Annotated in this window: 22 protein-coding genes; 9 read left to right on the top strand and 13 right to left on the bottom strand. The window is 72.8% G+C overall.

Annotated elements, in window-relative coordinates:
* Position 1: 1 nt before the first annotated feature.
* Complete coding sequence (gene deoC, locus ACILRH_RS21675; RefSeq protein WP_395696147.1) at positions 2–988, bottom strand: deoxyribose-phosphate aldolase; 987 nt, start codon at positions 986–988, stop codon at positions 2–4.
* Between the two features lie 53 nt (positions 989–1,041).
* Between deoC and ACILRH_RS21670 the strand changes: the two genes are divergently transcribed.
* Together ACILRH_RS21670 and ACILRH_RS21665 are read left to right on the top strand one after the other, a co-directional pair.
* Positions 1,042–1,617 (top strand): hypothetical protein, encoded by a 576-nt coding sequence (locus ACILRH_RS21670; protein WP_395696146.1) that lies wholly within the window; start codon positions 1,042–1,044, stop codon positions 1,615–1,617.
* 82 nt (positions 1,618–1,699) lie between these two features.
* Positions 1,700–2,236 carry a hypothetical protein gene (locus tag ACILRH_RS21665; protein WP_395696145.1) on the top strand — a complete coding sequence of 179 codons (537 nt, stop codon included), beginning with the start codon at positions 1,700–1,702 and terminating at the stop codon, positions 2,234–2,236.
* Between the two features lie 136 nt (positions 2,237–2,372).
* Here the strand turns inward: ACILRH_RS21665 and ACILRH_RS21660 are convergent, their stop codons facing one another.
* Positions 2,373–4,025, bottom strand: a complete 1,653-nt coding sequence (locus ACILRH_RS21660) for a phospho-sugar mutase (RefSeq protein ID WP_395696144.1) — start codon at positions 4,023–4,025, stop codon at positions 2,373–2,375.
* A gap of 18 nt (positions 4,026–4,043) precedes the next feature.
* Between ACILRH_RS21660 and ACILRH_RS21655 the strand changes: the two genes are divergently transcribed.
* Positions 4,044–4,478, top strand: coding sequence for an SRPBCC family protein (locus tag ACILRH_RS21655; protein ID WP_395696143.1), 435 nt, complete (start codon positions 4,044–4,046; stop codon positions 4,476–4,478).
* 22 nt (positions 4,479–4,500) lie between these two features.
* Here the strand turns inward: ACILRH_RS21655 and ACILRH_RS21650 are convergent, their stop codons facing one another.
* Genes ACILRH_RS21650 through ACILRH_RS21620 form a run of 7 tightly spaced genes read right to left on the bottom strand, consistent with a single transcriptional unit; the run spans position 4,501 to position 10,581 of the window.
* Entirely contained in the window at positions 4,501–4,980 is a 480-nt protein-coding gene (locus ACILRH_RS21650) for a glutathione peroxidase (RefSeq protein WP_395696142.1), read from the bottom strand.
* A gap of 38 nt (positions 4,981–5,018) precedes the next feature.
* Complete coding sequence (locus ACILRH_RS21645; RefSeq protein ID WP_395696141.1) at positions 5,019–6,035, bottom strand: aldo/keto reductase; 1,017 nt, start codon at positions 6,033–6,035, stop codon at positions 5,019–5,021.
* A gap of 42 nt (positions 6,036–6,077) precedes the next feature.
* Complete coding sequence (locus ACILRH_RS21640) at positions 6,078–6,878, bottom strand: NAD-dependent epimerase/dehydratase family protein (RefSeq protein WP_395696140.1); 801 nt, start codon at positions 6,876–6,878, stop codon at positions 6,078–6,080.
* Positions 6,879–6,887: 9 nt separating this feature from the next.
* Entirely contained in the window at positions 6,888–8,051 is a 1,164-nt protein-coding gene (locus tag ACILRH_RS21635) for a sulfotransferase family protein (protein ID WP_395696139.1), read from the bottom strand.
* Between the two features lie 4 nt (positions 8,052–8,055).
* Positions 8,056–9,084, bottom strand: a complete 1,029-nt coding sequence (locus ACILRH_RS21630) for a zinc-binding dehydrogenase (RefSeq protein ID WP_395696138.1) — start codon at positions 9,082–9,084, stop codon at positions 8,056–8,058.
* Positions 9,085–9,129: 45 nt separating this feature from the next.
* A complete protein-coding gene (locus tag ACILRH_RS21625; protein ID WP_395696137.1) occupies positions 9,130–9,750 on the bottom strand; it encodes a TetR family transcriptional regulator in 621 nt (206 codons plus the stop codon).
* Between the two features lie 9 nt (positions 9,751–9,759).
* Positions 9,760–10,581: a purine-nucleoside phosphorylase gene (locus ACILRH_RS21620; protein ID WP_395696136.1), complete on the bottom strand. Its 822-nt coding sequence runs from the start codon at positions 10,579–10,581 to the stop codon at positions 9,760–9,762.
* A gap of 56 nt (positions 10,582–10,637) precedes the next feature.
* Here ACILRH_RS21620 and ACILRH_RS21615 point away from each other — a divergent pair, with 56 nt between their 5' ends.
* Positions 10,638–11,024 carry a VOC family protein gene (locus tag ACILRH_RS21615; protein WP_395696135.1) on the top strand — a complete coding sequence of 129 codons (387 nt, stop codon included), beginning with the start codon at positions 10,638–10,640 and terminating at the stop codon, positions 11,022–11,024.
* A 200-nt stretch (positions 11,025–11,224) separates the two neighbouring features.
* The gene (locus ACILRH_RS21610; RefSeq protein ID WP_395696134.1) at positions 11,225–12,181 is read left to right on the top strand and encodes a hypothetical protein; all 957 of its coding nucleotides are present in this window, start codon (positions 11,225–11,227) and stop codon (positions 12,179–12,181) included.
* A gap of 170 nt (positions 12,182–12,351) precedes the next feature.
* Here the strand turns inward: ACILRH_RS21610 and ACILRH_RS21605 are convergent, their stop codons facing one another.
* Positions 12,352–12,804: a gamma-glutamylcyclotransferase gene (locus tag ACILRH_RS21605; RefSeq protein WP_395696133.1), complete on the bottom strand. Its 453-nt coding sequence runs from the start codon at positions 12,802–12,804 to the stop codon at positions 12,352–12,354.
* Between the two features lie 115 nt (positions 12,805–12,919).
* On the opposite strand from ACILRH_RS21605, the gene lpdA reads away from it, so the two are divergent.
* The 3 genes from lpdA (at position 12,920) to ACILRH_RS21590 (ending at position 17,100) form a co-directional block, all read left to right on the top strand.
* Positions 12,920–14,317 (top strand): dihydrolipoyl dehydrogenase, encoded by a 1,398-nt coding sequence (gene lpdA, locus ACILRH_RS21600; protein ID WP_395696132.1) that lies wholly within the window; start codon positions 12,920–12,922, stop codon positions 14,315–14,317.
* Between the two features lie 152 nt (positions 14,318–14,469).
* Positions 14,470–15,864, top strand: a complete 1,395-nt coding sequence (locus tag ACILRH_RS21595) for an NAD(P)H-quinone dehydrogenase (protein ID WP_395696131.1) — start codon at positions 14,470–14,472, stop codon at positions 15,862–15,864.
* 51 nt (positions 15,865–15,915) lie between these two features.
* The gene (locus ACILRH_RS21590; protein WP_395696130.1) at positions 15,916–17,100 is read left to right on the top strand and encodes a SpoIID/LytB domain-containing protein; all 1,185 of its coding nucleotides are present in this window, start codon (positions 15,916–15,918) and stop codon (positions 17,098–17,100) included.
* Positions 17,101–17,109: 9 nt separating this feature from the next.
* On the opposite strand, the gene ACILRH_RS21585 is transcribed toward ACILRH_RS21590, so the two are convergent.
* Positions 17,110–17,592, bottom strand: coding sequence for a hypothetical protein (locus tag ACILRH_RS21585; protein WP_395696129.1), 483 nt, complete (start codon positions 17,590–17,592; stop codon positions 17,110–17,112).
* A gap of 178 nt (positions 17,593–17,770) precedes the next feature.
* On the opposite strand from ACILRH_RS21585, the gene ACILRH_RS21580 reads away from it, so the two are divergent.
* Complete coding sequence (locus tag ACILRH_RS21580) at positions 17,771–19,045, top strand: SpoIID/LytB domain-containing protein (protein ID WP_395696128.1); 1,275 nt, start codon at positions 17,771–17,773, stop codon at positions 19,043–19,045.
* Here the strand turns inward: ACILRH_RS21580 and ACILRH_RS21575 are convergent.
* Both ACILRH_RS21575 and ACILRH_RS21570 read right to left on the bottom strand, forming a co-directional pair.
* The gene (locus ACILRH_RS21575; RefSeq protein WP_395696127.1) at positions 18,966–19,346 is read right to left on the bottom strand and encodes a hypothetical protein; all 381 of its coding nucleotides are present in this window, start codon (positions 19,344–19,346) and stop codon (positions 18,966–18,968) included. The two genes, ACILRH_RS21580 and ACILRH_RS21575, sit on opposite strands and share 80 nt — an antisense overlap.
* Entirely contained in the window at positions 19,346–20,062 is a 717-nt protein-coding gene (locus ACILRH_RS21570) for a hypothetical protein (RefSeq protein WP_395696126.1), read from the bottom strand. Before ACILRH_RS21570 ends, ACILRH_RS21575 begins: the two co-directional genes overlap by 1 nt.
* Positions 20,063–20,067 lie beyond the last annotated feature (5 nt).

The following is a 20,067-nucleotide window of genomic DNA, read 5'->3' as shown; positions in this document are numbered from 1 at the left end:
ATCAGTCCAGCGTGAAGTAGTCGGGGCCGGAGTAGCGGCCGGTGGTCATCTTGGTGCGCTGCATCAGCAGGTCGTTGAGGAGCGTCGACGCGCCGAAGCGGAACCACTCCGGTGTCAGCCAGTCCGGGCCGGCGACCTCGTTGACCATGACGAGGTACTTGATCGCGTCCTTCGCCGTGCGGATCCCGCCGGCCGGCTTCACGCCGACCATCTGCCCGGCCTGCTCACGGAAGTCGCGCACCGCCTCGACCATCACCAAGGTGACCGGCAGCGTCGCCGCCGGCTGGACCTTGCCGGTCGAGGTCTTGATGAAGTCCGCCCCGGCCATCATCGCCAGCCAGCTGGCGCGACGGACGTTGTCGTAGGTCTGCAGCTCCCCGGTCTCGAAGATCACCTTGAGGTGGGCGCTCGAGCCGTCCGCGCGGGCGCAGGCCTGCCGGACGGCGACGATCTCGTCGAAGACCTGCAGGTAGCGGCCGGAGAGGAACGCGCCACGGTCGATGACCATGTCGATCTCGTCGGCACCGGCCGCGACGGCGTCGCGGGTGTCGGCGAGCTTCACGTCCATCGCGGCCCGGCCGGAGGGGAACGCCGTCGCGACGGCCGCGACGTGCACACCGGAGCTGCCGAGGACCTCCTTCACGGTGGCCACCATGTCGCCGTACACACAGACGGCGGCGACCTGCGGGCAGGTCGGGTCGGCGGGATCGGGCCGCATCGCCTTGGCCGCCAGCGCCCGGACCTTGCCCGGGGTGTCCTGGCCCTCGAGGGTGGTGAGGTCGACCATCCGGATGGCCAGGTCCAGCGCGTGCGCCTTGGCGGTGGTCTTGATCGACCGGGTGCCGAGGGCGGCCGCACGGGCCTCGGCGCCGACCTGGTCGACGCCCGGCAGGCCGTGGAGGAAGCGTCGCAGGGACGCCTCGGAGGCCGTGACGTCGTCGAACGGCGACCCGGACGCACGATCGATGGTGGGGGAGGTGCTGCTCACCGACCCAGCATAGGGTTGTCGTCTGGATCGACCACAACCGAAGCGAGGGCCTGATGAGCGAGCAGACCGCCGGTGCGGTGGCGCAGCGCTTCCATGCCACCAACGGCCGGATCCCCGGCTACCTGGGCCTGGCGGCCGGGGTCCTCGTCCTGGTGCTCGCGATCTCCGACCGCAGCGGCGGCCGGCCGCTCGGGGTCGCGATCCTCGCGGCTCTCGGCCTGCTGCTGGTCTGGGTGGTCATGCTGCGCCCGGCCCTCTGGGTGACCGACCGCGACCTGGTGCTGCGCGGGATGCTGCACACCGACGCGGTCCCCCTCTCCCGCATCGACAAGGTCGCCGTCAGCCAGGTCACGGCCGTCACCGCCGACGGCAAGCGCTACGTCTCACCGGTCGTCGGCTACTCCGCCCGGCAGACCGTCAAGCAGCGTCGGTCCCGGCAGGCGCCGGTCGCCACCGCGGCGGACACGTACCAGGTCTTCGTCGAGGAGCGGATCGCCCACCTGGCCCGCGAGGCGCGTGACCGCGCCGTCGACGACGCGTCGACCGTGCGACGCACCCTCGCCTGGCCCGAGATCACCGGCATCGTGGTGCTGGGCGTCGCCTTCCTGGCCTGGCTGCTGGTGCTCTGAGAGGTCGTGTCCGGCTCCGGCGAGCCCGGCGGCTCCGGCGGGCCCGGTGGCCGGGAGGCCGGCTCGACGGGAGGATCGGGCCATGGAGCACATCGACGACCACCTCCGCCTCTCCGCCTCCTCCGCCCTGGCCGTGGTCGTGACGACCGCCGTCATGTACCTGCTCCTGGTGTGGTTGCTCCACACCTGGGGGCCGCGGCTGCTGGCGAACCCCTCGAGCCACACCACCGCGACCACGGTCGTGCTCGGCGCGGTCGTCGGCCGGACCAGCCTGGGTCCCACCCCCACCCTCGAGGGAGGGGTGCTCGCGCTCGGCACGGTGCTGGTCCTGATGGTGATCCTGGGCCGCTGGCGGCCCCGCCGGCGTGACCGGGCCGAGGTCATCGTGCTCGACGGAGCGATGCAGGACGCGACCCTGCGGCGGCTGGGGCTCACCGAGGGCGACGTGTGGAGCAGGCTCCGGCAGGCCGGCCGGGGCTCCCTCGACGGGCTCGCCCTCGTGCTGCTCGAGCCGAGCGGGGCGGTCACCCTCCTGCCGCGCGGCACGACGCTCCACCGGGCCGCGCTCCTGGACGTGCGCGACGCCGACCGGCTCCCGGACCGGCTCTTCACCGACTGACGGCGCACCCCGGTGCTGCGCGGAACGTCAGACGAGGTGGCTGTCGGGACCGCCACCTCGGATGACGTCCCCCAGCCGGCCGGCCGCAGATCGGGTGGGGAGACCGCCTCGGACGTGAGGTCCGGACGCCCTCCCGTCAGATCCCGGCGGCCGCCCTGACGCCGTCGCGGAGCGCGTCGAGGCGCCCGGCGGCCGCGATCCGAGCGGCGTCGACACCGCCCGCCGGGTCGACCGGGACCACCACCTCGAGGTAGCACTTCAGCTTGGGCTCGGTCCCGCTGGGACGTACGACGACGCGCGCGCCGCCCGCCATCCGGTAGCGCAGCCCCTCGGTCGGGGGCAGGTCGGGCGAGCCGAGCGCCAGGTCGTCGACCGACTCGACGGCGAGCCCCCCGAGCTCGGTCGGCGGCGTCGTGCGCAGCCGGTCCATCGCGGCGGCGATCTCGGCGAGGTCGGTGACCCGCACCGACAGCTGGTCGGTCGCGTGCAGGCCGTGGGCGACCGCCAGGTCGTCCAGGACGTCCACCAGCGTGCGGCCCTCGGCCTTGGTGCGGGCGGCCAGCTCGCACAGCAGGAGCAGCGCGGAGACGCCGTCCTTGTCCTTGACGTGCTCGGGATCGACGCAGTAGCCGAGCGCCTCCTCGTAGCCGAAGACCAGGCCCTCGACGCGCCCGATCCACTTGAACCCGGTCAGGGTCTCGGCGTAGGGCTGGCCCGCGGCCGCCGCCATCGTGCCGAGCAGCGAGGACGACACGATGCTGCAGGCGTAGGTGCCCCGCGCGCCACGCTCGAGCAGGGCATGGGCGAGCAGGGCGCCGACCTCGTCGCCCCGGAGCATCCGCCAGCCGTGCGGGCCGGGGACGGCCGCGGCGCACCGGTCCGCGTCGGGGTCGTTGGCGACGACCAGGTCCGCACCCCGCTCCTGCGCCAGCGCCATCGCCAGGTCCATCGCGCCGGGCTCCTCGGGGTTGGGGAACGCCACGGTGGGGAACTCCGGGTCCGGCTGCTCCTGCTGCGCCACGACGGCGGGCTCGCGGAACCCGGCCGCCTCGAGCACGCGGAGGACCGTCGTGCCTCCGACTCCGTGCAACGGGGTGTACACGAGGTCGAGGTCGCGAGGGCCGTCGACGGCGAGATCCGCCACCGTGTCGAGGTAGCGGTCCACGATCTCCTCCGACAGGAGGGTGCCCGCCGTGCCGCGCGGCACCTCCGTCACCGGCCCCACCTCGGTGATCCGGGCGGCGATCTCGGCGTCGGCCGGCGGCACGATCTGGCTGCCGTCACCGAGGTAGACCTTGTAGCCGTTGTCCTGCGGCGGGTTGTGGCTCGCGGTCACCATGACGCCGGCCGCGCAGCCCAGCTCACGGATGGCGAAGGCGAGCAGGGGGGTGGGCAGCGGGCGGGGCAGCAGGTACGCCGTCAGCCCGGCCCCGGTCATCACCTCCGCGGTGTCGCGGGCGAAGACGTCGGAGTTGTGCCGGGCGTCGTACCCGATGACGACCGAGCCGCGCGCGTGCCCGGTGTCGCGCAGGTAGGCGGCGAGGCCGGCCGCCGCCCGGGTGACCACGACCCGGTTCATCCGGTTGGAGCCCGCCCCGAGGGCGCCGCGCAGGCCGGCGGTGCCGAACTCGAGCGTGCCGTCGAAGCGGTCCGCGAGGTCCGCCGGGTCACCGCCGGCCTCGACCTCCGCGACGGCCGCCTCGAGCTCGGCACGGGTCTGCGGGTCGGGGTCCTCGGCCAGCCAGCCCCGGGCGCGGTCGAGGAGGGCGGTCACGTCGGTCGTCGTCATAGGCGGCACGATACGAGGGTGCGCGCCTCCTACACGTTCTCCGGTCGGTGGGAGGTGCCGGCGCCCCTCGCGGCCGTCCATGACGCGCTCGTCGACCTCGAGCGCTACCCCGAGTGGTGGCCGCAGGTGGTCGCGGTCGCCTCGCTCGGGCCCGACGACGCCCGCGTGCTGTGCCGGTCGGACCTGCCCTACACCCTCGACCTGGTGCTGCACGCGTCCGACCGCTCTCCCCGGCGCCTCGAGGTCGAGGTGAGCGGTGACCTGGAGGGGACCGTGCGCTTCGACCTGGAGCCGGTGCCGGGCGGCACCCGCCTCGAGCTCACCCAGGAGGTCGTCGTGCGGGGCGCGCTCGCGCTCGCGACGCTGGCGGCCCGTCCCGTGCTGGCGTGGAACCACCACCGGATGATGGACGGCTGCATCGCCGGGCTCACGGAGCGGCTGGCCGGCACCTGAGTCGGGCCCGGGCGGCCGCCGGTCAGCGAAGCGCGGCCTCGATGTCCGGAGCGATCCGCTCGGGCTTCGTCGTCGGGGCGTACCGCTTCAGCACCGTGCCGTCGCGCGCGACGAGGAACTTGGTGAAGTTCCACTTGATCCGCGAGCCGAGCAGCCCGCCCGTGCTCGAGCGCAGCAGGTCGAAGACCGGGTCCGCCCCCGGGCCGTTCACCTCGACCTTGGCGAACAGCGGGAACGTCACCCCGAAACGGCGGTCGCAGAAGGCGGCGATCTCGTCGTCGGACCCCGGCTCCTGGCCGCCGAACTGGTCGCAGGGGAAGCCGAGGACCGCGAACCCTCGGTCCCGGTAGCGGTCGTGAAGCTCCTGCAGGCCCTGGTACTGCGGCGTGAATCCGCACTGCGAGGCGGTGTTGACGACGAGGAGTACCTGGCCGCCGTACGCCGCCAGGGCCTGCTCCCGTCCGTCGATCGTGGTCGCGGACAGGTCGTGGATCGTGGTCACCGGGGTCGTTCGGAGCGGACGTCCGGACGGATGGCCGGTCACGCGTTGACGGAGCTCATGTCGCCGTAGCGGTCACCGACGACGGCGTCGCGCGGCACCGCCTCCTCGAGCGCGGCGAGGTCGTCGGCGGTCAGCTCCACCGTCAGCGCGCCGACGTTCTCCTCGAGGTAGCGCACCCGCTTGGTGCCGGGGATCGGGGCGACCCCGAGGTCCGAGCCACCCTGGTCCGCCCTACCCTGGGCCAGGACCCACGCGAGGGCGAGCTGACCGGGCGTGCAGCCCTTGTCGGCGGCGATCGAGCGGACCTGCTCGACGAGCCGGAGGTTGGCCTCGAGGGCGTCGCCCTGGAACCGCGGGAACCGACCCGACGCCCGGGAGTCGTCCGCGGCCAGTGACGCGGTGTCGAGCGCACCGGTGAGCAGGCCACGACCCAGCGGGGAGTAGGGGACCAGGCCGATGCCGAGCTCTCGGATCGTCGGCAGGACCTCGTCCTCGAGGTCGCGGGTGAAGAGGGAGTACTCGCTCTGGAGCGCCGTGATCGGGTGCACCGCGTGGGCCCGACGGATCGTCGCGGCCCCCGCCTCGGAGAGCCCGAGGTGACGGACCTTCCCGGCCTCGACGAGCTCGTGCATGGCGCCGACGGTCTCCTCGATCGGCACCGTGCGGTCGACCCGGTGCTGGTAGTAGAGGTCGATGTGGTCGACTCCGAGCCGCTCGAGCGACGCGTCGCAGGCACGGCGGACGTACTCGGGCGAGCCGTTGATGCCGACCCAGGAGCCGTCGGGGTTGCGCTCGTTGCCGAACTTGGTGGCCAGCTGCACCTCGTCGCGACGGCCGGCGATCGCCCGGCCGACGAGCCGCTCGTTGGTGAACGGGCCGTACATGTCCGCGGTGTCGAGGAAGGTGACGCCGAGGTCGAGGGCGCGGTGGATCGTGGCGATCGCCTCGCCCTCGTCCGGGGTCCCGTAGAACTCCGACATGCCCATGCAGCCCAGGCCGAGGGCGGGGACGGACAGCGGCGCGGCGGTGCCGAGGGTGCGGTGCTCGAGAGTCATGCCTCCACCCAAGCGCGGTGGTCCAAACAGTGCCGCCGACGGTCAGGACGAGCGGTCCAGGGCCGGCCGCTCGTACGCCGTCGAGGTGAACGGACCACCCACGCAGTCGACCTCGACGTCCTCCGGCGCGTCCGGGGCGACGGAGTCGGCGTACGCCTCGGCGTCGTCCTGCGGCTCGAAGCCCAGGGCCCGGCCCGGCTCGAGGTCCCACCAGGCCCGGGTGTTCGCTGAGATTCCGTAGAGCACGGTGAACCCGGGTGCGGGGGCGGTGAGCGCGGCCTCGACCATCCGCACGCAGTCGCCGTGCGAGAGCCAGGTGGCCAGCTGGCGCAGCGTCTCGGGTCGCTCGAGGAACGACCCGATCCGGCACGCGACGGCGTCGAGGCCGTAGCGGTCGGCGTACAGGCTCAGCAGCGCCTCCGCGGCGACCTTGCCGACCCCGTAGAAGGTGTCCGGACGCGGCCGGGTCGCCACGGTCAGCAGGTCGGTGCGCGGCGTGCGACCCACGGCGTGGTTGGAGGAGGCATAGACGAAGCGCGTCACGCCGTGCTCGTGGACGGCGTCGAGCAGGGCGGCGGTGGTGACGACGTGCGAGGACAGCGAGTCGGGCAGGCTCGCTTCGTCGGGGTGGCCGGCCAGGTGCACGACGGCGTCGAGGGACTCTTCGTCGAACACCGCCGCGACCGCGTCGGGGTCGGTGCAGTCGACCGTGTACCAGGCGCCGTCCTCCCCGTCGGGCTGCGGGACCCGGTCGAGGCCGACGACGGTGTGCCCGCGCTCGGCGAGGCCCGGGGTGACGACCCGGCCGATGCTCCCGGCGGCGCCGGTGACGAGAACCTTCACCAGGGCAGGTTAGACGCCGCCCAGGTCTGCGCCCTCCACCTGCACGCCGTACGCCGTCACGTAGTCGGCGAACCGCTCGCGCAGCGCCCCCTCGCTGAGCCCGAACTGCGTGACGTCGTAGCGGTGGTCGCCGAACTCCCCGCGGGGCCGGGCCGCGACGTGGGCCGCCATGGCGTCGAAGGCACCGGGAGCGGCCTCGAGGTCGAGCGCGTCGTACATGCCGGCGACGGTGCCGACCGGGTCCCGCACCAGCTCCGCGTAGTGGACGTCGTGCACCGGGTGCTCGGGCCGGCGGGCGCGGAAGTCGTCGATCCGGCGCACGGACTCGGCCAGCGTCTCGGTCCAGTGCGCCGCGATGTAGTCGCGGTGGTCGGCGTCGGAGAACGTGCTCGACATGACCTGGATGAGGCTGCAGACCGAGCCGGTCAGGGCCACCGGGTCCCGGTGGAGCAGCACCAGCCGGGCATCGGGGTAGGTCTCGACGAGCGCGTCCAGGGCGAGCGCGTGGTGAGGGCTCTTCAGCGTCCACCGGCCCCGGACGCCCCCGCTCTGCAGCAGTTGCAGCACCAGCTGGTGGTAGTCGTAGGCCGGCCGGTCGTCGGCGGCTCGCCACCAGGCGCCGTACGACGGCACGTTGGCGATCGCCTCCCAGGAGATGCTCTGGAACGCCTGTCCCATCACGGCGATGCACTCGGTCGGGTCCGCGGCGCCCTCGTGGTGGATGGCGCTGATGGCGGGGTTGAGCGCCTCGAGCATGTCCACACCTCCCTGGGCGGCGTCCACCCGGGGGCCGGAGCGGCGCTCGTCCGGCGCGGGTGGTGGCACCGAGTCAAGCGACTCCCAGCTCAGCAGGGCCCGGTTGGCCGGGTCCTGGTCGAGCAGGTTGGAGAGGAAGGTGGTGCCGGCCCGGAACATGCCGATCACCACGACGGGTGCCTCGATCCGCTCCTCGGTGACCGCCGGGTGTGCCTTCGCGTGGTCGACGACCCGCAGCCGGTTGACCAGCGCGGCGACCAGCGACGCCGGCAGGGCGACCACTCCGAGGTCGTTGAGCTGCGCCTCGTCGTCGAGGCTGGCGACGTACCGCTCGAGACCCTCGCGGAAGGCGGGGTCGCCGAAGTCGCCCAGCCCGGTCTCGTCGCAGGCCTGGGCCATCAGGTCGTCGGCGTTCACGGCATCACTCCTGGATCGTGACGACGGTGCGACCCGTCGTGCGTCGGGCGGCGTGGTCCTCGAGCGCGGCGGCGACGCCGTCGAGCGTGGTGCGGCGGCCGACCACGGGCCGGATGCTGCCGTCGGCGACCAGCCCGAGCAGCGCCTCGTGGACACGTCGCCCGGTGTCGGGCGGGAAGGGGTTGATGCCGAGGCGGCGGAGGTCGCGAGGGACCTCCAGGTAGGCCAGCAGCACCCCGAGCACCGACAGGTTGGCCATCGACAGCTTGCGCAGCGGTCGCCCGGTGAGGCCGGACTCGGGGTCGTCGTTGAAGCCGACCGCCAGGTAGCGGCCGCCGAGGGCCCCGCACGTCCAGATCGTCTCGGTCAGGTCGCCTCCGACCGGGTCGAAGATCACGTCGGCGCCGCGGTCGGCCGTGGCGTCCATGACCGCGTCGAAGACGTCCTCCGAGGTGTGGTCGACGACCACGTCGGCTCCCAGCTCGGCGCAGAGTGCGGTCTTGTCGGGGCCGCCGGCGGTGGCGACGACCCGGGCGCCCGCGGCGCGGGCGAGCTGGACCGCGGCCGTCCCGACGGCGCTCGCGCCGCTGCGGACCAGCACGGTCTCCCCGGGCCGCAGGTGGGCGCGCTCGTGCAGGGCCAGCCACGAGACGTGGAAGGGGAGCGTGAACGCCGCTGCCTCGGCGTCGTCGAGCCCGGGAGGCGCCTCGAACACGCTCCCGGCGAGGGCGTGCTCGGCCAGCCCGCCCAGGGACATCGGGGTGATGCCGACGACCCGTCGGCCCAGCCACTCCTCGGCCCCGGCGCCGGTGGCGTCCACGACCCCGGCGACGTCCATGCCGAGGGTGAACGGCGGCTCGGCCAGCACCGCGGCGACGCCGCCCCGGCACCGGGCGATGTCCCCGAAGTTCAGCGAGGCCGCCGAGACCGCCACCCGGACCTGGCCGGGGCCGGGCTCGGGCACGTCGACGTCGTCGCGGACCTCGACCGCCTCGCGCGGCTCGCCGTGGCGCACCACCCGTGCTGCTCTCATGTGACCCCCATCACGTCGGTGGTGGGACGGTACTAAGAGGGGGTTTTAGACGTCAACGGCCGGCGCGGTGGCCATCGCGGCGGCCATCGCCACGAGGTTGCGCACGAAGCGCTCCGTGGGCAGCTGGGCGCGGCCCGGGCTGGCCGCCTGCCGGGCCCGGTCGGCCACCGAGCGCAGGATGAAGCCGGTGACCAGGGCGAGCCGCTCGTTGCGCAGGGCCGGATCCATGGGCGGCAGACGCTGCTCGAGCAGGTCGTAGACGGCGTACCCGCCGGTCCGCCGCAACGCCTCGGCGACGCCCGGGTCGAGGCGGTCGTGGTCCTCGACGAGCTGGCCGACCACCACGAGGTAGCGGCTGCCGGGTGGACCGGTCTCCGCGAGCTCGACGGCCGGACGGACCACCGCCTCGAGGACCGCGGCGACGTCGTCGGGTGGGGTGGTGCGGGCGCGCGCCAGCAGCTCGCCCTCGCGGGCGGCGAGGAACGGCGCGTGCTGCTCGAGCACGGCCACCAGGAGGCCTGCGCGCGAGCCGAAGTGGTAGTGCACCGCGCCGCGGTTGCGCTGGCCAGCGCGGCGGGTGACCTCGACGAGCGACGCGGTGGCGACGCCGTGCTCGGCGAAGACCTCGGTCGCGGCCTCGACCAGGGCGGTGCGGGTGTCGAGCATCGGATCGCCTCAGATGCGCGGGACGACCTGCCCGAGGAGCTCGCCCATCCGCGACGCGGCGGCCCGGCCGGCCTCGAGGACCTCCTGGTGGTCCAGCGGGGCGCCGCTGATGCCGGCGGCGAGGTTGGTGACCAGGCTGATGCCGAGCACCTCCATCCCGGCCTCACGGGCGGCGATCGCCTCGAGCGTGGTGCTCATGCCGACCAGGTGGCCGCCGATCACGCCGGCCATCCGGACCTCGGCGGGGGTCTCGTAGTGCGGGCCGGGGAACTGCACGTAGACGCCCTCGTCCAGCGACGGGTCGATCTCGCGGCACAGTCCCCGCAGCCGCGGGCTGTAGAGGTCGGTCAGGTCCACGAAGTTCGCGCCGACGATGGGGGAGCGGCCGGTCAGGTTGACGTGGTCGCTGATGAGCACCGGCGTGCCGGGCGTCCACGTCTCCTTCAGCCCACCGCACCCGTTGGTGAGCACGATCGCGCGACAGCCGGCCTGCGCCGCCGTACGCACGCCGTGGACGACGGCCGCGACGCCCTTGCCCTCGTAGTAGTGCGTGCGGGAGAGGAAGACCAGGAGCCGCCGGTCGCCGGCGTCGATCGACCGGATCTTGCCCGAGTGCCCGGCCACGGCCGCGGCCGAGAAGCCCGGCAGGTCCGTGGTGTCGATCTCGGCGGTGGCCTCGCCCAGCGCGTCGACGGCCGGGAGCCAGCCGGACCCGAGGACCAGGGCGACGTCGTGGCGCTCGACCCCGGTCAGGTCCGCGAGGCGCTCGGCGGCCCGTGCGGCGAGCTCGTAGGGGTCCTGGGGGGCCTGGTCTGCGGTGCGCTCCGTCACGCCCCGGACTCTAGTGGCGCCCTGCCGCTGTCGGTGCATTGCGGCATCCTGGGTCCATGATCGACCACGTGGGCATCAACTGCTCCGACCTCGAGCGCTCCGCTGACTTCTACGACCGGGTGCTGGGGGTGCTCGGCCACCGCCGGCTGATGGACCACGGCGTGGCGATCGGCTACGGGACCTCGCACCCGACGTTCTGGATCGGACGCCAACCCGAGGAGGGGCCCGCCTCCGGTCCCAACCGCGAGATCCACCTCGCCTTCTCGGCCGGGTCGGCCGAGGACGTCCGCGCCTTCTTCGACGCCGCCGTCGGCCTCGGCGCGGAGGTCCTCCACGAGCCCCGGCACTGGCCGGAGTACCACGACCACTACTACGGCGCGTTCGTCCGCGACCCCGACGGCAACAACGTCGAGGCGGTCTGCCACACCGTGCCCCCGGCGTAGCGGCGCGCCCGCCCGGCCGGCCGTCGGTTGGCCGTGGGGGGTGGATGAATCCCCGGTCAGCCGGGGATTCATGACGTTGTCAGGGGTTGCAACGCCTGACAACGTCCAGAAGAGCCTGACCGGCAGCGCGACTGATCGCCGTTGTCCACAGATTGCCGAGGCCGCCGATCAACCGGCCGTTCCCGGGGCATCGTCTCCTCATGATGAAGCCACCGGGTTGGCGCGCTGAAGATCCGCGCAGGACCCCGATCACGCTGCGGGCGGCGTACGTCGCTGCCGGATACAACGACCGGGCACTCCAGCGCATGGTGACCCGGGGTGAGCTGGCCAAGCCCCGGCGGGGGGCCTACGTCGCCGCAGGGGTGTGGAGCGACCTGGATGCCGCGGGTCGGCACGCGGTGCGCGCTCGCGCCGTGCTGCTGCAGGCCGGCGCGCCGGTGGCGCTGTCCCACACCAGCGGCGTGGTCGAGTACGACGGGCCGCTCCAGGACATCCCGCTCGACGACGTGCACCTGACGCGGCTCGACGCGCGTGCCGGCCGCAAGGAGGCCGGCGTGTGCCAGCACCGCGGCACCGTGCTTCCGGGCGATGTCGTCGAGCGCAACGGCGTGCCGGTCATGTCACCGGCCCGACTCGCCCTGGAGGTCACGACGCTCGTCAGGCCGGAGGTGGCGCTCGGAGTGGTGAACCATTTCCTCCACACGCGGCTGACGACCCGCGAGGAGGTGGTGACGAGGTACGCCGGCATGTCGGCCTGGCCGCGGACCCTCGCCACCGACCTGGTGCTGCGGCTGTCCGACCTCCGTGTGGAGTCGGTCGGTGAGAGCCGGTGCGTCTGGCTGTTCTTCCAGCAGGGGCTGCCGGCGCCGATCCCGCAGTACGTCGTCCGCGACGCGTGGGGCCGCGAGGTCGCCCGGGTCGACTTCGCCTGGCCCGAGCTCGGGATCTTCCTCGAGTTCGACGGGCGGGTGAAGTACGAGAAGCTGCTGAAGCCCGGACAACGGGCGAGTGATGTCGTCATCGCCGAGAAGAAGCGTGAGGAGCTGGTCTGCCGGATCACGGGCTGGCGGTGCATCCGGCTCACCTGGGCCGACCTGCAGCACCCGGAGCGCACGGCGGAGATGCTCCGGACGTACTTGCGGCCCGTGGTCGCCTGACGGCGGCAGGGCAGGGCAGGGTCTGGCCGGGCAGGATCCCTGAAGCCTGGCTGCCCCGGAGCCGGTCAGGCTCTTCATGACGTTGTCGGCCGTTGCAACCCCTGACAACGTCATGAAAGGCCTGACAACCCCGGATGAATCCCCGGTCAGCCGGGGATTCATCCACCCGCCTACAGACCCGTCGAGCGGCAGGGGCGCATCCGGAGGGCGGTGACGTAGTCGGCCGGGGCGTCGGCGGCCTCGGCGGCCTCGGCGAGGATGCCGAGGTACGACGCGGAGGGCAGGCCGCCCTCGTACGCGTCCAGCACGTAGGTCCACACCACCAGCTCGCCGGTCATGGTCGCGACGCGGACCCGGGTCTTGCGGTAGAGGCCGAGGTCGGCCCCCTCCCACCCGTCCAGGCTCGCCTCGTCCTCGCGGGTGATGTCGTAGACCGCCACGAACACCTGCTCCAGCGGGTCCTCGACGATGGTGGACAGCGCGCCGTCCCAGCCGTGCTCCTCACCGCCGAAGGTGAGCCGCCAGCCCTGCAGCCACCCGGTCGTCGCCAGCGGCGAGTGCGGGCACCGGGCACCCATCCGTGCGGGATCGAGGTTCGTCCCGTAGGCGGCGTAGAGCGTCATCGGCGTCCCCGCGGCGGTGCGAGCGCAGCGAGCGGCGTCGTGGGGTGAGGCGTCACGCTCGCAGAGTAGTGGAGCGCGTCGGGGTGGGCTGCGCCACGTCAGTAGGCTGGCGCCCGTGACCTCGCACTTCGACACCCTCGTCCTCGGCGCCGGACCCGGCGGGTACGTCGCCGCGATCCGCGCCTCCCAGCTCGGCCAGACCGTCGCGGTCGTCGAGGAGAAGTACTGGGGCGGCGTGTGCCTCAACGTCGGCTGCATCCCCTCCAAGGCGCTGCTGCGCAACGCCGAGATCGCCCACATCATCACGAAGGAGAAGAAGACCTTCGGGATCAGCGGTGACGCGACCATGGACTTCGCGACCACGCACCAGCGCAGCCGGAGCGTCGCCGAGGCCAGCGCCAAGGGCGTGCACTACCTGATGAAGAAGAACAAGATCACCGAGATCGACGGGTGGGGCACCCTGAAGTCGCCGACCGAGATCGAGGTCGACAAGGACGGCAACCGCCAGACGTACACGTTCGACAACCTGATCATCGCCACCGGCGCGAAGGTCCGGATGCTGCCCGGCATGAGCCGCAGCGCCAACATCGTCACCTACGAGGAGCAGATCCTCGACAGCGAGCTGCCCGGCAGCATCATCATCGGCGGATCGGGCGCCATCGGCGTCGAGTTCGCCTACGTCATGGCCAACTTCGGGGTCGACGTGACGATCGTGGAGTTCCTCGACCGGATGGTGCCGACCGAGGACGCCGACGTCTCCAAGGAGCTGCTCAAGCAGTACAAGAAGCTCGGCGTGCAGGTGCTGCTGTCGACCAAGGTCGACTCGGTCGAGGACACCGGCAGCGGCGTCCGCGTGACCGTCAGCCCGGCCGACGGGGGCGACGGCCAGGTGCTCGAGGCCGACCGGATGCTGGCGGCGTTCGGGTTCGCCCCGCGCGTGGACGGCTACGGCCTGGAGAACACCGGCGTGACCGTGACCGAGCGCGGGGCGATCGAGGTCGACGCCCGGGGTCGCACCAACGTCGACAACGTCTATGCGATCGGCGACGTCACCGGCAAGCTGATGCTCGCCCACACCGCCGAGGCGATGGGCGTGGTGGCCGCCGAGACGATCAACGGTGCCGAGACCGTGGAGATCGACTTCGACATGATCCCACGGGCGACCTTCTGCCAGCCGCAGATCGCGTCGTTCGGCTACTCCGAGGCACAGGCGAAGGAGAAGGGGTACGACGTCAAGGTGGCGACGTTCCCGTTCAGCGCCAACGGCAAGGCCCGGGGCATGGCGGAGGGTGTCGGCTTCGTCAAGGTGGTCGCCGACGCGACGTACAACGAGATCATCGGCGCGCACATGATCGGCCCGGAGGTCACCGAGCTCCTGCCGGCCCTGACCCTCGCGCAGAAGTGGGACCTCACCGCCGACGAGGTCGCCCGCAACGTCTTCGCGCACCCCACCCTCTCGGAGGCGATGAAGGAGGCCGTCGAGGGGATCGCCGGCCACATGATCAACCTGTGACGAGCAGCCGAGCGCGAGGTACGAGGGCTCGGCGTGGGGCTCGGCCAGGTCGAGTGCCGCCGCGGCTGAGGAACGAAGCCGCGACGCGGTGTACCGAGACCCGGTGAGACCGCGGCACACCGAGATCCAGTGAGACGAGAGGAAGCCAGAAGGTGAGCGACAAGGTCGTCATCATCGGCGGTGGCCCCGGAGGCTACGAGGCCGCGCACGTGGCCGCACAGCTCGGGGCCGAGGTCACCGTGGTCGACACCGACGGCGTCGGCGGGTCGGCGGTCCTCACCGACTGCGTCCCGAGCAAGACGCTGATCGCCACCGCGGAGGTGATGAGCGAGCTCGCCGACGCCTCCGAGCTCGGCGTGGTCTTCCACGACGCCGAGGGCGACGCCGCCACCGGCATCCGGGTGGACCTCGCCACGGTCAACGCGCGCGTCAAGCAGCTCGCGACCGACCAGTCCTCCGACATCGAGCGGCGCCTGACCCGCGACGGGGTGACGGTGCTGCGCGGACGCGGGCGGCTCGCCGGTCCCGACCGGGTCGTCGCCGAGCTGGCCGACGGCAGCGAGCGGGAGCTGGGCGCCGACGCCGTGCTGGTCGCCACCGGTGCCGCCCCCCGGACGCTGCCGACGGCGCAGCCCGACGGCGAGCGGATCCTCACCTGGGAGCAGGTCTACGACCTCACCGAGGTCCCCAGCGAGCTGATCGTGGTCGGCTCGGGCGTCACCGGCGCCGAGTTCGCCAGCGCCTACCTCAACCTGGGGATCCCGGTGACCCTGGTCTCCTCCCGTGACCGGGTGCTGCCCGGCGAGGACGCCGACGCCGCCCAGGTGCTCCAGGACGTGCTGACCCGGCGCGGCATGACGGTGCTCGCCCGGTCCCGGATGGAGTCGGTGAGCCGCGACGGCGACACGGTCACCGTCACCTTGACCGACGGCCGCACCGTGCAGGGCTCGCACTGCATCCTGGCCCTCGGCTCGGTCCCCAACACCGCCGACATGGGGCTGGAGGAGGCCGGCGTCAACCTCAAGGACGGGGGGTTCGTCAACGTCGACCGCGTGTCGCGCACCTCGGCGCGCGGCGTGTACGCCGCCGGTGACTGCACCGGCGTGCTCATGCTCGCCAGCGTGGCGGCGATGCAGGGCCGGATCGCGATGTGGCACTTCCTGGGCGACGCGGTCCAGCCGCTCGACCTCAAGAACGTGTCGTCCAACGTCTTCACCGCCCCCGAGATCGCGACCGTCGGCTGGTCGCAGCAGGCCGTCGACGCCGGAGAGATCCAGGCCGAGGTGGTGACCCTGCCATTGTCGGGCAACCCGCGCGCCAAGATGCAGGGCGTCCACGACGGGTTCGTGAAGCTGATGTGCCGCCCGGGCACGGGGATCGTGGTGGGCGGTGTGGTCGTCGGCCCACGGGCCAGCGAGCTCATCCACCCGGTCTCCGTCGCCGTGGCCGAGTCGCTGACCGCGGACCAGCTTGCGCAGGCGTTTACCGTGTACCCGTCGATGAGCGGCTCGATCGCCGAGGCCGCGCGGCGCCTGCACCGGATCTGATCCGGCGCTGCTCGACCCAGACGCTCAGACTCAGACTCTCGGGAGGGTCCCATGCTCCGACGGCTCGTCGCCGTTCCTGTCCTGGCTGCCGCAGCCACGCTCCTCGCCACCGCCGCGCCTGCTGCCGCCGCCGACTCGTGGGACGTCCCGCACTCGGCGAGGATCACCATCACCGGGCACGGCTACGGCCACGGCAAGGGACTGTCGCAGTACGGCGCCCAGCGGGCCGCCAAGCTCGGCGCCGGCTACGGCCAGATCGTCAGCTACTACTACCCGCACACCCGGTGGGGCACTGCCGGTGGCTCGGTGCGGGTCTGGATCAGCCGCGACCTGACCAACGACGTCCAGGTCCGGGCCCGGCCCGGCCTGATCGCGCGCCAGACGGGGACGTCGCGGACCTGGAACCTGACCAGGGCCGTGCCTCGCGCGGACCGGTGGCGGATCGTGCCCGAGGGTGACCGGGTCAGCGTGCTGCAGTACCACCGGGGTGGGTGGCACGGCTACCGCCGCGTCGCCGGCCAGCTCGAGCTGTCCGCGGGCGGGGCACCGGTGCGGCTCTACACCGCCGACGGCAGCAGCACCTACCGCGGCATCCTGCGCTCGGTGCCGTCCTCGCCCGGCAACCGGATCACGGTCAACGTGGTGACCCTGGAGACCTACCTGCGCGGGGTCGTCCCGGCCGAGACCTTCGCCTCGACCTGGGAGCAGCAGGCGCTGCGTGCCCAGGCCGTCGCCGCGCGGACCTATGCGGTGCACGAGCGGGCCGACCGCCGGGGCGCGAATTACGACCTGTGTGAGACCGAGGCCTGCCAGGCCTACGGCGGCGCGTCGCGGGAATACCCCACCACCGACGCCGCGGTGCGGGCCACCGCCCGCCGGATCCTGACGTACGCCGGCCGCCCGGCCTTCACCCAGTTCACGGCGAGCAGCGGCGGCTGGACGGTGGACGGCGGCCCGCCGTACCTCCCGGCTCGGCGCGACAAGTGGGACTCCACCAGCGACCCCAACCACTCCTGGTCGGTGGGTTTCCGAGACACCGAGCTCGAGGCCGCCTGGCCCGCGGTCGGGGACCTCACCCACGTCTCGATCGCGGGCCGTGACGGACACGGCGACTGGGGTGGACGGGCCGGGTCGGTCACGCTCACCGGCACCCGGGGCAGCGTGACCGTCAGCGGGTCCGACTTCAGCCAGCGCCTCCGGTTGCGCTCGTCCTGGCTGACGCTCCGCGTCGGCTGACGCGGAGCCTCAGGCGTCGGACGTCGCTGCGTCGGCGTTGAGCACCTCGGCGGCGCTCCCCATCGCGGCGAACGCCTGCTGCCACGCCGTGTAGTCCGGGTCGCCCCCGATGCAGTCGTGCAGCGACTTCTTGCCGGCGCAGCCGGTCACCTGGTCGACGAACCACTCCTGCAGGCCGCGCCACCGGGTCAGCGCCTCGTTGAACCGCAGGAGGGCCGGCAGCGAGGGCGCCCCGCCGGTGGGCTCGGTCCCCAGGTCCCAGTCGTTGGTCGCGTCCAACCACGCCTTGATGCCCGCCTCGAACTTCGCTCGCGCCGGCTCGATCTGCCGCGCCACGTCTCGCGGGATCGTGTCCTGCTGCGGGAGCGTGACCGTGGCGTACGTGTCGTAGTCACGGATCGCGGTCGACAGCGCGCTCGACTGCCGGACCATGTCCTCGTGCGACGGACTGCCGCAGGCAGCCAGCAGCGGGATCAGCACGGGCATCACCACGGCGAGCACCGCTGGGCGACGGGGAGGGACGAGCCGAAGAGCAGTTCGACAGGAAGCCACGCACGGATCCTTTCGTTCGGATGTGAACGGATTGTTGCACCCAGGTGTCCACGAACTACAGGGGTGTAGTTGTGCCATCGCGTTGCGGGGCTGCTGGGACGCGTGGTGCGATTGGGGAATGCGCCCCCTCCGGTCCCTGCTCCCGGCCGCGGTGGTGCTCGTGGCCGGCGGCCTGGCCCCGGTCGTCCCGACCGCCGCGTCTGCCGCGGCTGCCGCGCCGGCCCCGACCTGGCCGGTGCCGACCCGGGCGGTGGTCACCGTCGACGGCCGCGGCTACGGCCACGGCCACGGCATGTCGCAGTACGGTGCCGAGGGCGCCGCGCGCCGCGGACTCACCTACCGCCAGATCGCCGAGTTCTACTACCCGGGCACCGACTGGGGCGAGGCGGGCGGCCGGGTCAGCGTCCTGATCACCGCCGACACCTCCGACGACCTCGTCGTCCAGGCGCGGCCCGGCCTCACCGTCCGGGACACGGCGCGGACCGACCGGAGCGCGCTCCCGGACAACGGGGCCGACCAGTGGCGCGTCGTCACCGGTGGCGACGGCGTCACGCGCGTGCAGTTCCACACCACCCGCTGGCGCACCTGGAGGGTGCTGCGCGGCCAGGGCGAGTTCTCCGCCCACGGACGTCCGGTCACGCTGGTGACGCCGTCGGGCACCCGCGCCTACCGCGGTCGGCTGCGGGTGGGCGTCACCGGCTCCGGGGACCGGGTGACCGTCAACGTGCTCGGTCTCGACAGCTACCTCAAGGGCGTCGTGCCCCTCGAGATCCCCGCGTCCTGGACCCCGGCGGCGGTCCAGGCCCAGGCCGTGGCCGCGCGCACCTACGCGGCCTACGAGCGGCGGCACCCGCAGTCCTCGGCCTACCAGATCTGCGACACCGGGTCCTGCCAGGTCTACGGCGGCTACGACGCGGAGTACGACGCGTCCAACCAGGCGGTCGCGGCCACCGCCCGGCAGGTGCTGCTCAGCGACGGGTCACCGGCCTTCACGCAGTTCGGGTCGAGCAGTGGGGGCTGGACCGCAGCCGGGTCGGCGCCCTACCTCCCGGCCCAGCGGGACCCCTACGACGGGTGGTCCGGCAACCCCGTGCACACCTGGTCGACCCGCGTGGGCGACCGGACGATCGAGCGCGCCTGGCCGGCGATCGGCGACCTGCGCCGGATCACGGTGACCGAGCGGGACGGCAACGGCCTGTGGGGCGGGCGCGTCGTCGCCCTGCGCCTGAGCGGCAGCACCGGCCGGGTGACGGTCTCCGGCGACAGCTTCCGGTCGGCACTGGGGCTGCGGTCGACCTGGCTGACGTTCGAGGTCAGTGCAGCGCCCGACGCGCGTTCGAGAACAGCAGGTAGTCCACGAACAGCATGGAGACCCCGAACGACACCAGGGTGAGCCCGATCCCGGACGTGAGACCGCCGAGCAGGAGGCCGGCGGACAGGCCGGCCAGGACCACGCCGGTCGTCCAGGTCCCCGGCCCGGCCGTGACCGAGGCGCGCCCCAGCAGCGCCGCGCCGAGCCCGAGGAAGGCCGCCGCGCTGAGGAGCAGGTACGCCGGCGTCCCGCTCTGCTGGGCCACGAAGATCCCGAGAGCGACGATCCCGGCGTGCACGAGGGCCGACACGACACCGATCCGGCGGGCGGTGCGACCCGCCTGGGTGTCGAGGGCGGAGGGCGGCGCCGACGTGGTCGACATCAGCCGATGACCGCCTTCGGCCAGTGGTCGGCACCGAAGTCGCCGGTCTCGTTGGCCACCTTGAGGAACTCGGTGTTGGCCCCGGACGCGGCGCCCCGCAGGTTCATGACGGCGGTGCCGAGAGCGAGGATCGCCGTCGCCACCGCGACGATGACGGTGGGCGGGACCGCCGGCAGGCCGAGGATGCTCACCGCCTCGCCCGTAGCGGTCACGATGCCGACGATCATCGCTACGATCGCGACGGCCACGGCGCCGTAGAAGAGGTAGAGCGCGGTCGACACGGCACCCAGCGCGGGGCCGACGACCGAGGCCAGCTTGCCCTGCACGGCGGTCAGCGCCTTCCCCTGGGGGCCCAGGGACATCGCGTAGCGATCGGCGGCCTGCCCCTTCCACTCGCTGTCCACCGTGCTCTGCGAGCGGTCGGCCTCCGTGGCGCGCGCGGCGACGGGGCCTCCGAGCTCGATCCACTGCTGCTTGGCCGAGTCGAGGTCCCAGGGCGCGCCCAGGTAGGAGACGAACTCCTTGACCTTGTCCCAGAACTCGCCGAGCTTGTCCATGGCCTTGCTCCACAGGTCCTTGAACTTGTCGACGACCCAGCCCAGGCCCCAGGGCACCCAGGACAGGATGTCGTTGACCTTGTCGGTCAGCGACTGCACCTTCTGGTCGACCTCGTCGAGCAGGTCGAGGATCCGGTCGACGGCTTCGGGTCCCACCATGGTCC

This window comes from Nocardioides sp. (genome assembly GCF_044226765.1).
GTDB lineage: Bacteria > Actinomycetota > Actinomycetes > Propionibacteriales > Nocardioidaceae > Nocardioides.
The sequence above is the reverse complement of the archived record's forward strand: the minus strand, read 5'-3'. Positions and strand labels throughout refer to the sequence as shown.